The organism is Mycoplana sp. ABR4_002, assembly GCF_056159645.1.
The window spans coordinates 2916929-2929589 of record NZ_JBSWVO010000001.1; the positions used below are offsets into that span (position 1 = coordinate 2916929).

At 65.7% G+C, this 12661-nt stretch carries 11 protein-coding genes; 8 read left to right on the forward strand and 3 right to left on the reverse strand.

Annotated elements, in window-relative coordinates; genetic code table 11:
• The first annotated feature begins 91 nt into the window (after positions 1-91).
• From choW to aptA, 5 genes are all read left to right on the forward strand, one after another.
• Positions 92-964 (forward strand): choline ABC transporter permease subunit, encoded by an 873-nt coding sequence (choW, locus tag ACXAGF_RS13970; protein ID WP_475017967.1) that lies wholly within the window; start codon positions 92-94, stop codon positions 962-964.
• Positions 961-2004: a choline ABC transporter ATP-binding protein gene (gene choV / locus ACXAGF_RS13975; protein ID WP_475017969.1), complete on the forward strand. Its 1044-nt coding sequence runs from the start codon at positions 961-963 to the stop codon at positions 2002-2004. Before choW ends, choV begins: the two co-directional genes overlap by 4 nt.
• Before the next feature lie 92 nt (positions 2005-2096).
• On the forward strand, positions 2097-2867 hold the full coding sequence (locus ACXAGF_RS13980; protein ID WP_475017971.1) for a HugZ family pyridoxamine 5'-phosphate oxidase: 771 nt from the start codon (positions 2097-2099) through the stop codon (positions 2865-2867).
• 132 nt (positions 2868-2999) lie between these two features.
• Entirely contained in the window at positions 3000-3329 is a 330-nt protein-coding gene (locus ACXAGF_RS13985; RefSeq protein WP_475017973.1) for an ArsR/SmtB family transcription factor, read from the forward strand.
• Positions 3330-3597: 268 nt separating this feature from the next.
• On the forward strand, positions 3598-4923 hold the full coding sequence (aptA, locus tag ACXAGF_RS13990) for an omega-aminotransferase AptA (protein WP_475017975.1): 1326 nt from the start codon (positions 3598-3600) through the stop codon (positions 4921-4923).
• A 198-nt stretch (positions 4924-5121) separates the two neighbouring features.
• Here the strand turns inward: aptA and ACXAGF_RS13995 are convergent, their stop codons facing one another.
• Positions 5122-5751: a class I SAM-dependent methyltransferase gene (locus ACXAGF_RS13995; protein WP_475017977.1), complete on the reverse strand. Its 630-nt coding sequence runs from the start codon at positions 5749-5751 to the stop codon at positions 5122-5124.
• A gap of 195 nt (positions 5752-5946) precedes the next feature.
• Between ACXAGF_RS13995 and ade the strand changes: the two genes are divergently transcribed.
• Positions 5947-7644: an adenine deaminase gene (gene ade, locus ACXAGF_RS14000; RefSeq protein ID WP_475017979.1), complete on the forward strand. Its 1698-nt coding sequence runs from the start codon at positions 5947-5949 to the stop codon at positions 7642-7644.
• A 53-nt stretch (positions 7645-7697) separates the two neighbouring features.
• On the opposite strand, the gene bglA is transcribed toward ade, so the two are convergent.
• On the reverse strand, positions 7698-9341 hold the full coding sequence (gene bglA, locus ACXAGF_RS14005; protein ID WP_475017981.1) for a beta-galactosidase BglA: 1644 nt from the start codon (positions 9339-9341) through the stop codon (positions 7698-7700).
• 163 nt (positions 9342-9504) lie between these two features.
• Here bglA and ACXAGF_RS14010 point away from each other — a divergent pair, with 163 nt between their 5' ends.
• Positions 9505-10512: an Ldh family oxidoreductase gene (locus ACXAGF_RS14010; RefSeq protein ID WP_475017983.1), complete on the forward strand. Its 1008-nt coding sequence runs from the start codon at positions 9505-9507 to the stop codon at positions 10510-10512.
• Positions 10513-10523: 11 nt separating this feature from the next.
• Complete coding sequence (locus tag ACXAGF_RS14015) at positions 10524-11438, forward strand: sugar kinase (protein WP_475017985.1); 915 nt, start codon at positions 10524-10526, stop codon at positions 11436-11438.
• A gap of 58 nt (positions 11439-11496) precedes the next feature.
• Here the strand turns inward: ACXAGF_RS14015 and ACXAGF_RS14020 are convergent, their stop codons facing one another.
• The gene (locus tag ACXAGF_RS14020; protein ID WP_475017987.1) at positions 11497-12510 is read right to left on the reverse strand and encodes an alpha/beta hydrolase; all 1014 of its coding nucleotides are present in this window, start codon (positions 12508-12510) and stop codon (positions 11497-11499) included.
• Between the last annotated feature and the right edge of the window lie 151 nt (positions 12511-12661).

Genomic DNA, 12661 nt, shown 5'->3' on the forward strand with positions numbered 1-12661 from the left:
CATCTGATCCGCCGCGCTCCTGCGCCATTGCTTCGAGCGCCCGAGCACGCGGCATGACGTGTCAACACCCTCAAAAGGTAGGTGCAGTCCCGTGGAATGGCTGACGAACATCAAACTGCCCATCGGTCCCTGGGCGAAGACGGCGGTCGACTGGCTGACCACCAACGGCAAGGAACTCTTCGACTTTCTCAAGGTCGTGCTGCAGGCCGGCATCGACGCGATCCTGTTTCTGCTGCAGGGTCCGTTCTCCAGCGACCAGGGCCGGTTCTTCTATGCACTCGGGCTGATCGGGCTGATCTCTGCCCTCTGCTGGTACCAGCGCCGGTCGCTCGGCGTCACCGCCTTTACCCTTTTCGGCCTGCTTCTGATCGTCAACCAGGGCTACTGGAAGGAAACGACGGAAACCCTTGCGCTGGTGCTGGCGGCCACCGGCGTCAGCATGGCCGTGGGCGTTCCGCTCGGAATTGCCGCCGCCCGCCGCCCGTGGTTCTACGCGTTCCTGCGTCCAGTCCTGGACCTGATGCAGACCATCCCGACCTTCGTGTATCTCATCCCGGCCCTGATCCTGTTCGGCCTCGGCATGGTACCGGGCCTGATCGCGACGGTGATTTTCGCGATCCCCGCGCCGATCCGGCTGACGCGGCTCGGCATCATCTCCACCCCGCCCTCGCTGGTCGAGGCGGCGCAGGCATTCGGCGCCACGCCGGGCCAGGTGCTGCGCAAGGTGGAGCTGCCCTTCGCCACGCCACAGATCATGGCCGGCCTGACCCAGACGATCATGCTGTCGCTGTCGATGGTGGTCATCGCCGCGCTGGTCGGGGCCAAGGGCCTTGGCGTGCCGGTGGTCCGGGCGCTGAACTCGGTCAACATATCCATGGGCTTCGAGGCCGGGCTCTGCATCGTCATTCTGGCGATCATCCTCGACCGCCTTTTCCGCTCGTCCGATGAAGGAGAAGGCGCATGACCGAGGCCGTGATCTTCCGCAACGTCGACATCATCTTCGGTGAGAAACCCGAACGCGCGCTGCCCATGATCGACGCCGGCCAGAGTCGCGACGAGATCGGCAAGGAGACCGGCCTCGTCCTCGGCGTCGCCGACGCCTCGCTGGCGATCCACGAGGGCGAGATCCTTGTGCTGATGGGGCTCTCCGGCTCGGGCAAGTCGACGCTGCTGCGCGCCGTCAACGGCCTCGCCCCGGTCGTCCGCGGCGGCGTCGAGGTCAAGACCAGCGGCGACCCGCTCGACCCCTACGCCTGCTCGCCGAGTGCGCTGCGCGATTTCCGCATGCACACGGTGTCGATGGTGTTCCAGCAGTTCGCCTTGCTGCCCTGGCGCACGGTTGCCGACAATGTCGGCTTCGGCCTGGAACTGGCCGGCGTACCCGACGCCGAGCGCAAGGCCCGCGTCGCGGAACAGCTTGAGCTGGTCAATCTGACCCAGTGGGCCGAACGCAAGGTCAACGAGCTTTCCGGCGGCATGCAGCAGCGCGTCGGCCTGGCCCGCGCCTTTGCCACCGGGGCGCCGATCCTGTTGATGGACGAGCCGTTCTCCGCCCTCGATCCGTTGATCCGTACGCGCCTTCAGGACGAACTGCTGGAATTCCAGCGACGGCTGAAGAAGACGATCATCTTCGTCAGCCACGACCTCGACGAAGCCTTCCGCATCGGCAATCGCATCGCCATCATGGAGGGCGGCCGCATCATCCAGTGCGGCACGCCGCAGGACATCGTCAAGAACCCGGCCAACCAGTACGTCGCCGACTTCGTGCAGAACATGAACCCGATCAACATGCTCACGGCCCGCGACGTCATGCAGCCCGGCCTCGGTGGGCCGGCGGTCGGCGTCGCCGCCACGGCCAAGCCCGAGACGGCCCTCGTCGACGTTCTCGACGCCATGTCGCGCCAGCCCGGCAACATCGGCGTTGTCGAGAACGGCGTCGTCGTCGGCACCATCAACGCCCAGAACGTGGTCGAAAGCCTGACCCGGCACCGCCGCCGCGAGTAGGCCGCGCGCCCCCGGCCGCGGCACCCGACAGACGGCTTGACTTTCGATGCCGCTTGCCGTTTCCGGGGGGCCTGACCACTCGAGGATTTGCCATGACAAAAGAAAAGGACGCACCGAACGTCCTGCGCGACACCGACGACGATGCCCGCAAGCTCGCCCGGACCTTGCTGCGCGGCGCCCGCAGCGCGGCGCTCGCGGTGCTGGAGCCGGAGAGCGGAGGCCCCTTCGCCAGCCGGGTCCTGACCGGCACGGACATCGACGGTGTTCCGGTGATTCTCGTCTCGGCGCTGTCCGTCCACACCAAGGCGCTGCGCCTCGACCCACGCTCGTCGCTGCTGGCCGGCGAACCGGGCAAGGGTGACCCCCTCGCCCACCCGCGGCTGACTGTAATCACCGAGGCGGCCGAGGTCGAGCGGGGCAGCGAGCAACACGCGCGCATTCGCGAGCGCTTCGTCCGCCGCCACCCAAAGGCGAAGCTCTACGTCGACTTTCCGGACTTCACCTTTTTCCGGCTCCTGCCGCTGCGCGCCAATCTGAACGGCGGGTTCGGCAAGGCCTACCTGCTGACGCCGGACGATCTGCTGATCCATTCCCCCGCCCGGGAGGCACTCGCGCTGCAGGAGGCGGGCGCGGTGGCGCACATGAATAGTGACCATTCCGAGGCGGCCGGCCTTTACGCCCGGCACTACTGCGGCGCCAGGGACGGCAACTGGACGATCTCGGGCATCGACGCCGCCGGGCTCGACCTTTCGTTTGGAGACCGGCTGGAACGCCTTGAATTCGGTGCGGAACTCTCCGATGCGGGCGAGCTTCGGCCCGTCCTCGTCGACCTGCTGAAACAGGCGCGACAGACGGAATCATGAGGAAAACGCCAAGATCGGCGCGGCTACCCCAATTTCTGGCCACTTGATGTGGTTGGATTTGTTTATATGCTAACCATCATACAAATATCGGACCCACGGATATTGAAGTGATTAGGTTTGACGGAGTTTTAAATGGACGCTTTCTCTAACGAGGAGCAGGTACAGGCCGAAGTTGCAACAAATCTTTTGTCCGCAATGGCTAACCCGAAGCGACTGCTTATTCTGAAAGTACTGGTTGCAGGAGAAATCACTGTCGGAGCCTTGGCGCGTAAGGTCGGACTGAGCCAGTCGGCCCTGTCCCAGCATCTTTCCAAATTGCGCGCCCAGAATCTCGTTTCCACCCGCCGCGATGCCCAGACGATCTACTATTCCAGCAAGTCCGGCGCGGTCATGACGATTCTGGAGGCGCTCGGCAGCATCTACGGCGAGGCCGAGCCGAGCCTGCAATTGCGTTACGCCTAGGCGCCTCGACTGCTCGAACACCAACAGGCACGCGGCAGCTCCCGGCGCACCGGGACAGCGGACCGCGCGATAGCGCACGGCCATCGGGCAGTTGCCGATGGCCTGCATTCGGCTGGCACCAGCACGGCACTGAAATGACGGCGATTGGCGGCGGCTTGAGCGCCGCTTGACGACACCGCAGGCTTCGATAATTTGACCAACGGGTAAAGATTGGTGTGCCGCAACGTGCATGCCACCCGCCTTCAAGTCCGAGGCCATGGAGACCGTCATGTCCAACCGTCTGAACACCCCCAACGACCTGCGCGCCTTCTGGATGCCGTTTACGGCCAACCGGCAGTTCAAGAAGGAACCGCGCCTGTTCGTCAGCGCCAAGGACATGCACTACCAGACCCATGACGGCCGCCAGGTTCTCGATGGAACCGCCGGGCTGTGGTGCGTCAATGCCGGCCATTGCCGGCCGAAGATCACGGAGGCTATCCGCGAACAGGCCGGCGAACTGGATTATGCACCGGCCTTCCAGCTCGGCCATCCCAAGGCCTTCGAGCTGGCGAACCGGCTGATCGATATCGCACCGGAGGGCATGAGCCATGTGCTCTACACCAATTCCGGATCCGAGTCGGTCGACACCGCGCTGAAGGTGGCGCTCGCCTATCACCGCATCAAGGGCAACGGCTCGCGCTTCCGCCTGATCGGCCGCGAGCGCGGCTATCACGGCGTCAACTTCGGCGGCATCTCCGTCGGCGGCATCGTCGCCAACCGCAAGATGTTCGGCACGCTTCTGACCGGCGTCGACCACATGCCGCACACCCACATGCCGGAGCAGAACGCCTTCACCCGGGGCGAGCCGGAGCACGGCGGCGACATCGCCTCCGAGCTGCAGCGCATCATCACCCTGCACGACGCCTCGACCGTTGCCGCCGTCATCGTCGAACCGGTCGCAGGCTCCACCGGCGTGCTGATTCCGCCCAAGGGCTACCTGCAGAAGCTGCGCGAGATCTGCACCCAGCACGGCATCCTCTTGATCTTCGACGAGGTCATCACCGGCTACGGCCGCCTCGGCGCGCCGTTCGCCGCCCAGTACTTCGACGTCAAGCCGGACATCATCACCACCGCCAAGGGGCTGACCAACGGCGTGATCCCGATGGGCGCCGTTTTCGTCACCTCGGAAATCCACGACGCCTTCATGGCCGGCCCGGAGCACCTGATCGAGTTCTTCCACGGCTACACCTATTCCGGCAATCCGATCGCCTGCGCCGCCGCCCTCGGAACGCTCGACACCTACAAGGAAGAGGGCCTGCTGACCCGCGCCACCGAGCTTGCCGCCTATTGGGAGGATGGGCTGCACTCGCTGAAGGACTGCCCGAATGTCATCGACATCCGCAATCTCGGCCTGATCGGCGCGATCGAACTGGCTCCGATTGCCGGAGAGCCGACCAAACGCGCCTTCTCCGCCTTTCTCAAGGCCTATGAAAAGGGTCTGCTGATCCGCACCACCGGCGACATCATCGCGCTGTCGCCACCGCTGATCATCGAGAAGCACCACATCGACGAACTGTTCGGCAAGCTTCGGGACGTGCTGACGGACAATATCTGATCCGAACCGTGCGCTTCGACGCCGCGGCCGGGCGTCGCGGCTGGAGCCAGGCCGCTCCACAGCAACAGGCCGCTCCCCGAGTCGGCGCCCTCTTCGGTCCGGCCGAAGGGGCCACGGCCGGTAATTTCACCTGATTGGCGACCGACGCGCCGGATGGGACCGGTCGCGCCGGTGGCCCAGGACGGTCGTGCCGCCGGCTCACCAAATGGCTGTGTAGCTTTTCGGCAAGCCCAGCACGCGCTCCACATAGATGCCGCAATCCGGGAAAAGCGCCCCTACCTCGCGCGAAGACAGCAGGTTGATCCGGTCCACATGAAATCGCTTTTCATCAATGCTCAGCCTGCCATAGACCGGCGACAGCCTGAGCAGTTTCCTCCGCATCGGCGCCGCCAGCCAGTGCAGAAAGGGCAGACCGTAATGCGGTTCGATCGGAAACTCGCAGGCCGGGGTCTGGACCCAGCCGTGTCGGCCGACCCGGCGGCCCTCCTGCGCCATGGCCTTCATGTCCCACCAGGGCCCGACATGTTCGATGACCGAGTTCGAATGCACGAAATCAATGCTGCTGTCTGCGAATTCAGCAAGATTGCGAGCGTCTCCGACCGTGAATTCAAAAACGGAACCCCCATGAGACCCGCGGCGCAAGAACTCGCTCTCATCATTGTTCAGGATGATTATTCTGTCGACGCCTTCTAGATTGACGTTATCCCAGTATTCCTCTCTTCCGCCGACATCGAGAATAACGATATTTCGCTTCAACTCGCTCCTTGCCTTCAGCAGGTTTCGAGCAAGTACCATTCCCCTTTTTTTCCTGAAACTGTTTGCGGTCATATCGCCTCAATCCGAGTATACAAACCACCACATCCTCAAGTTTTCAGAGACATATCACCGTTAATATTCTCCATCAACAAGTACTGCCTTCGGATTTACATCATCCGTCGACGGGTCCCGGCAGCTGGTATCGCCGCGGTATCGCCGACTCCGGATTCGCGATATAAGGGCCGGAAACGCGGAACGAGGCATTTCATGACCACCAAGCTCGAAGCGATGATCGACCAGGGCACCGGCCGCGAGCCGGCCGACATCGTCTTGAAGGGCGGGCGCTTCTTCGATCTGGTCACCGGCGAGCTCGTGGCCTCCGACGTCGCCATCTGCGGCGAGCGTATCGTCGGAACCTGCGAGGAGTATAGGGGACGCGAGACGATCGACATTTCCGGCAGGATCGTCGTGCCCGGCTTCATCGACACCCACCTGCACATCGAATCCTCGCTCGTCACCCCGCACGAGTTCGACCGCTGCGTGCTGCCGCACGGTGTGACGACGGCGATCTGCGACCCGCACGAGATCGCCAACGTGCTCGGCGAGGACGGCATCCGGTTCTTCCTCGATTCGGCCGAACAGACGATCATGGACATCCGCGTGCAGCTTTCGAGCTGCGTGCCGGCCACGCATCTGGAGACCTCGGGCGCCGACCTGCCGATCGAGAAGCTGCTGCCGTTCCGCGGCCATCCCAAGGTGATCGGCCTTGCCGAGTTCATGAACTTCCCCGGCGTGATCCACAAGGATCCGGGCTGCCTCGCCAAGCTCGCGGCCTTCCAGGGCGGTCATATCGACGGCCACGCGCCGCTCCTGTCCGGCCGCGACCTCAACGGCTACCTTGCCGCCGGCATCCGCACCGACCACGAGTGCACCACTGCCGAGGAGGCGCTGGAGAAGATCCGCAAGGGCATGCACATCCTGATCCGCGAAGGCTCGGTCTCGAAGGACCTCCTGGCGCTGCTGCCGCTGATGACCGAACGGCTCTCGCCCTTCATCGCGCTCTGCACCGACGACCGCAACCCGCTCGACATCGCCGAGCAGGGCCATCTGGACCACATGATCCGCACCGCCATCGCCCACGGACGTGCCCCGCTCGCGGTTTACCGCGCCGCCTCGATCTCGGCCGCCCGCGCTTTCGGCCTGGCTGATCGCGGCCTGGTCGCGCCCGGCTGGCGTGCCGACCTCGTGGTCATCGACACGCTGGAGGACTGCAGGGCGCAGATTGTTTTCGCCGGCGGCCGGCGGGTCGACGATGCGCTGTTCGCCGCCCGCACGCCCGTCGCGCCGGTCGGCCTCGACAGCGTCCGCACGCGTCCGGTCAAGGCCGCGCATTTTGCCGTGCCCGTCAGCGAGGGCGAGACGCCGGTGATCGGCGTCATGCCCGGCAAGATCATCACCGAACACCGGCGCTACCGCCTTCCGGCCAGGGGCAACGAGGCCGCGGTCGATCTGTCCCGCGACATCATCAAGGTCGCGGTGATCGAGCGCCACGGCAAGAACGGCAACCATGCCAATGGCTTCGTCCAGGGCTTCGGCCTGAAGAAGGGCGCGATCGCCTCCACCGTCGGCCACGACAGCCACAATATCTGCGTCGTCGGCGTCGACGAGGACGACATGGCTCTCGCCGTGAACCGGCTCGGCGAGATCCATGGCGGTTTCGTCGTGGTCGCGGGCGGCAAGGTCACGGCCGAAATCGCGCTGCCGGTGGCCGGGCTGATGAGCTGCGAGCCCTATGAGACCGTTCGCGACACCCTGCACCACCTGCGCGAGGCCGCGCTTGCGCTCGGCGCCACGCTGGAGGAGCCGTTCCTGCAACTCGCCTTCCTGCCGCTACCGGTCATTCCCCATCTGAAGATCTCCGACCGCGGCATGGTCGATGTCGATCGCTTCGCGCTGATCGGGTAACGGCGGCGGCGCGCCTCCTCGTGACGCCGGCCGGCTGACGGCCGGCGGGACGCTCAGGACAGCCTGCCGCAGAACGCGTCGAGCGCCCCGAGCCTGATCTCGCCCGTGCCGAGCGCTGCGGCAGATCCCGGAAGGGGTTCCGGTTGCACGCTGCCGAGGGCTTTCGGCAGCGCAAACGCCGCGGGCTTCCGGGACAGGTTGAACACCAGGAGCAACCTCTCTCCGTCTTTCTCGCGCGTGAATGCCAGCAGGTCCGCGCCGGCATCGAGGAAGGTCATCGCGCCGTCGATCAGGACGGCATGCGCCTTGCGGAAGGTCAGCGTCGCGCGATAGTGGTGCAGGACGGAGCCGGCGTCCCGCTCCTGCACGTCAACCGCCAGCGGTCCATGTTCCGGCGGCACCGGCAGCCACGGCCTGCCGGAGGTGAAGCCGGCATGCGGCGAACCGCCCTGCCAGGGCATCGGCGTGCGGCAGCCGTCGCGCCCCTTGAAAGCCGGCCAGAAGCGGATGCCGTAGGGATCGCGCAGGTCCTCGAAGGCGAGCGTCGCTTCCGGCAGCCCCAGTTCCTCGCCCTGGTAGAGGCAGATCGAACCGCGCAGCGTCGACAGCAGCGTGACGGCGAGCCTGGCGACGCGCCCGCGCTCCTCCGCGGTCTCGGCGAAGCGGCTGACGTGGCGTTCGACATCGTGATTGGAGAAGGCCCAGCACACCCAGCCGTCCGTCACCGCCTGCTGGAAGCTTTCCACGCACTTGCGGACATGCCTTGCGCTGAGCTCCGGCCCGAGCAGGTCGAAGGTGTAGCACATGTGCAGCTTGTCGCCGCCGCTCGTGTAGTCGGCAACGGTCTGCAGCGACCGCGCCCCGTCGCCCACCTCGCCGACCGAGCCGCGGTCGTCATACTCCTGAAGCAGCGCGCGGAAGCGTTCGAGGAAGGCGATGTTCTCCGGCTGGGTCTTGTCGTGGAGATGCGATTGCATGCCATAGGGATTGGACTCCGGCGCGTCGAAGCCGGTGGCGTCGGGATCGGGCGTGTTCGGCGGGTTGTCGCGCAGCATGCGATCGTGGAAGTAGTAGTTCACGGTGTCGAGCCGGAACCCGTCCACGCCGCGCTCCAGCCAGAACCGGACGGTCCTCAGCAAGGCGTCCTGGACGTTGGGATTGTGGAAGTTCAGATCCGGTTGCGACGCCAGGAAATTGTGCATGTAGTACTGGCGGCGCACCCCGTCCCACTCCCAGGCCGGACCACCGAACACCGAGAGCCAGTTGTTCGGCGCGGTGCCGTCCTTCTTCGGTTCGGCCCAGACGTACCAGTCGGCTCTGGCGTTGTCGCGGTTGGCCCGGCTCTGCCTGAACCAGGGATGCTGGTCGGAGGTGTGGGAGATCACCTGGTCGATCACGACCTTCAGGCCGAGACGGTGCGCCTCGGCGAGCATCACGTCGAAATCGGCGAGCGTTCCGAACATCGGGTCGACGTCGCAATAGTCGGAGACGTCATAGCCCATGTCCGCCATCGGCGACTTGAAGAAGGGCGAGAGCCAGATCGCGTCCACGCCGAGCGCGGCGATGTAGGGCAGCCGCGCCGTCACGCCCCCGAGATCCCCGATGCCGTCGCCGTTGGTATCCTGAAACGAGCGGGGATAGACCTGGTAGATCACGGCACCGCGCCACCAGTCGGCGGCCTTCTGCGAAGCAGTCATGGAGGACCTCCGGACGTTCACCCCGCCCCTGTGTAGCGGGCGCTGGCCGGGACGTAAACGGCGATTTCAGCTGCGGCGCTGCCCAGTTGACGCCAGCGCCACCGGATCGGATGATGACAGCGACCAACGCCGCGCCCCGCGCCGCGGAGCGGGAGACCGTGAGATGCCTGACCGCACCGTTGCCCTGTCCCTGCCGGAAATCTCGACGCTGGCGTCCAGCGCCCTTTTGCGCGCGGGCGCGAGCGAAGCAACGGCGCGCTCGCTCGCGAAGGCGATCGTCGATGCCGAGGCGGCCGGCAAGCCCGCGCTCGGCCTGGCCCACCTGCCCGACTATCTCGATGCGCTCGCGAGCGGGCGGATCGACGGCCGCGCCGACCCGCTGATCACTTCGCCGATCCCCGCGCTGATGAAATGCGACTGCCGGTGCGGCATCGCCCAACTGGGGTTCGACTTGGCCTTCGACGAACTGGTGACAAAGGCACGCATCTTCGGGCTGGCCCTCTACGCCTCGCAGAACAGCTACACCGCCGGAGAACTCGGCTGGTATGCGGCGCGGCTGGCCGAAGCCGGCCTCGTCGCCCTCGCCGCCACCAACGGCCCGGCCCTGATCACCGGCGCTGGCGGCACGAAGCCGGTCTATTGCACCAATCCGCTCGCCTTCGCCGCTCCCCGCGCGAACGGGTCGCCGCTGGTGATCGACCAGTCGTCGAGTGCCACCGCCTTCGTCAAGGTCCGGCAGGCGGCGGAACGGGGCGAGCCGCTGCCCGAGGGCTGGGCGCTCGATGGCGCCGGCAATCCGACCATCGATGCGAACGAGGCGATGAAGGGGGCGTTGCTGGCCTTCGGCGGCACGCGCGGCGCCAATATCGCCCTGATGGTCGAGGTGCTGTCGGCCGGCGTGACGGGGGCCGCCTGGTCGCTCGACGCGCCGGATTTCGACGACGGCAGCGAATCGCCCCGCGCCGGCCTCTTCATCCTCGCCATCGCGCCGCAGTTTCTCGCGCGCGATTTCGAAGACCGTCTCGCGCAGCAACTGGAGCGCCTGTCGCGCGACTACGGCATATACATCCCCGGCGAAACGCGCGCCACGGCGAGAAGGCGGGCGGGAAGCGCCGGCATCACCTTGCCGCTCGCGCTTTTTGACAGTATTTCCTCCTTCCGACGCAGGTAGGAGGCGGGACGATGGCAGGACGACTGCTCGCAATCGGCGAGTGCATGGTGGAACTGATGCAGGCGGACGGCGGACTGATGCGCAAGAGCTTTGCCGGCGACACGTTCAACACCGCCTATTACGCCCGGCTGTTCCTGCCGTCGGACTGGAGCGTGGAGTATTTTACCGCCGTCGGCAACGACATGATCTCCGACGAGATGATGGACTTCATGGCCGGCCACGGCATCGAAACCGGCCATGTCGCCCGCATCGACGACCGCGCGCCGGGCCTCTACATGATCCACCTGAAGGACGGGGAGCGCAGCTTCTCCTACTGGCGCTCGGCGTCGGCGGCCAAGCTTCTGGCGCGAGACGCCGACCGGCTGCGGGCGACGGTCGAGGCCGCCGACGTGGTGGTCTTTTCCGGCATCACGCTGGCGATCCTGTCGCCGGAAGACGTCGACACGCTGCTTTCGGAACTGCGCCGCGCCAAGGCGTCCGGCAAGCTCGTCGCCTTCGACCCGAACATCCGCCCCCGGCTCTGGGACAGTGCGGAGCGCATGCGCACGACCATCAGCGATGGCGCCCGCGCCGCGACGCTGGTCCTGCCCAGCTTCGACGACGAGCAGACCCATTTCGGCGACGCCTCGATAGCGGCGACCCTCGATCGCTACCGCGCGCTGGGCGTGCCGAACGTCATCGTCAAGAATGGCGCCGAGGGCGCGACCGTTGCCTTCGACGGCTCCTCGGTCCATGTGCCGGCGGCCAGAGTCGAGCGGGTGGTCGACACGACCAGCGCCGGCGACAGCTTCAACGGGTCATTCCTGGCGCGCTACCTGGAAACGAAAGACGCGCGGGCCGCGGCCGCGTTCGCCGCGGCCATTGCCGCCAGAGTGATCGGCGAGCACGGCGCGCTTGTCAGCGCCGACAGGCTCGCGGCCGCCTGATACGAAAAGGCCCGCGCGGGTCTCCGCACGGGCCGTTTTCGTGGCTGATCGGCAGTCGCTACTTCGCGAAAGCATTGCGCAGCGTGTCGTTGGCGACCTTGATGGCGCTGCGCACGGCGGGCGTCTCGGCGATCGCGTTCAGCAGCACGAAGTCGTGGATCGTGCCGTTGTAGCGGAGCGAGGTGACCTCGACGCCGGCCTGGGTGAGCTTGCGGCCATAGGCTTCGCCCTCGTCGCGCAGGACGTCGTTTTCGTCGACGATGATGAGGGCCGGCGGCAGGCCGTTCAACTGCTCCAGCGAGGCCTGCAGCGGCGAAGCGGTCGGCTCCTTGCGCTTGGCTTCATCCGGCAGGTAGGCATCCCAGAACCACTTCATCGCCGTCTTGGTCAGCCACGGGCCGTTGGCGAACTCATTGTAGGATCCTGTCTCGAAGTTGGCGTCGGTGACCGGGTAGAACAGCACCTGGTGGTCGATCTGCGGGCCGCCGCGTTCCTTCGCCATCAGGGTGACGGCGGCCGTCATGTTGCCGCCGACGCTGTCACCGACGACCGCGAGCCGGCTGGCGTCGACATTGAACTCGTCGGCATGCTCGGCGACATACTTGGTCGCCGCATAGGCCTGCTCGATGGCAATTGGATAGCGTGCTTCGGGCGAGCGCTCATAGTCGACGAAGACGACGGCGGCATTGGCTCCGTTGGCGATCTCGCGAACCAGCCGCTCGTGGGTGTCGGCATCACCCAGGACCCAACCGCCGCCGTGGAAGTACAGGACGACCGGAAGCGCGCCAGAGGCGTTCTCGGGACGGACGACGCGCAGCTTGATGCTCCCCGTCGGGCCAGCCTTGATGACCTTGTTCTCGATGGAGGCCGGCAGCGTCTTCACGTCGCCCTTCTGGGCGCCGGCGAGAATGTCGCGGGCCTCGGCCGGCGAGAAGGTGTAGATCGGCTTGGCGCCGGCCAGCGCGTCGATGAACTTCTGTGTCGTCGGCTCGAGAACCGGCTCGGCTGTGGCGCCAACGGTGGTGGCTGCCAGGATCGCTGCTGCGGAAAGCATGTTCTTGATCGTAGACATTGTCGGGTTCCTTTCGGTTGCGGTTCGTCGTGAACACGGCAATATCTATCGCGCACGATTTGATTTTGCGCGATAGATATTTTTGCATGGCTGTCATGCAAATAATCGCTCGCCAATATTTATCGCGCGATATAAATTGCTGCGTCCGGCC

Coding starts and splice junctions, on each gene's coding strand:
- ACXAGF_RS14010 (WP_475017983.1), top strand. CDS start 9,505: ATGCCTGACCGCACCGTTGCCCTGTCCCTGCCGGAAATCTCGACGCTG.
- ACXAGF_RS14020 (WP_475017987.1), bottom strand. CDS start 12,510: ATGTCTACGATCAAGAACATGCTTTCCGCAGCAGCGATCCTGGCAGCC.
- ACXAGF_RS13985 (WP_475017973.1), top strand. CDS start 3,000: ATGGACGCTTTCTCTAACGAGGAGCAGGTACAGGCCGAAGTTGCAACA.
- ACXAGF_RS13980 (WP_475017971.1), top strand. CDS start 2,097: ATGACAAAAGAAAAGGACGCACCGAACGTCCTGCGCGACACCGACGAC.
- ACXAGF_RS13995 (WP_475017977.1), bottom strand. CDS start 5,751: ATGACCGCAAACAGTTTCAGGAAAAAAAGGGGAATGGTACTTGCTCGA.
- ACXAGF_RS14015 (WP_475017985.1), top strand. CDS start 10,524: ATGGCAGGACGACTGCTCGCAATCGGCGAGTGCATGGTGGAACTGATG.
- ade (WP_475017979.1), top strand. CDS start 5,947: ATGACCACCAAGCTCGAAGCGATGATCGACCAGGGCACCGGCCGCGAG.
- choV (WP_475017969.1), top strand. CDS start 961: ATGACCGAGGCCGTGATCTTCCGCAACGTCGACATCATCTTCGGTGAG.
- bglA (WP_475017981.1), bottom strand. CDS start 9,341: ATGACTGCTTCGCAGAAGGCCGCCGACTGGTGGCGCGGTGCCGTGATC.
- aptA (WP_475017975.1), top strand. CDS start 3,598: ATGTCCAACCGTCTGAACACCCCCAACGACCTGCGCGCCTTCTGGATG.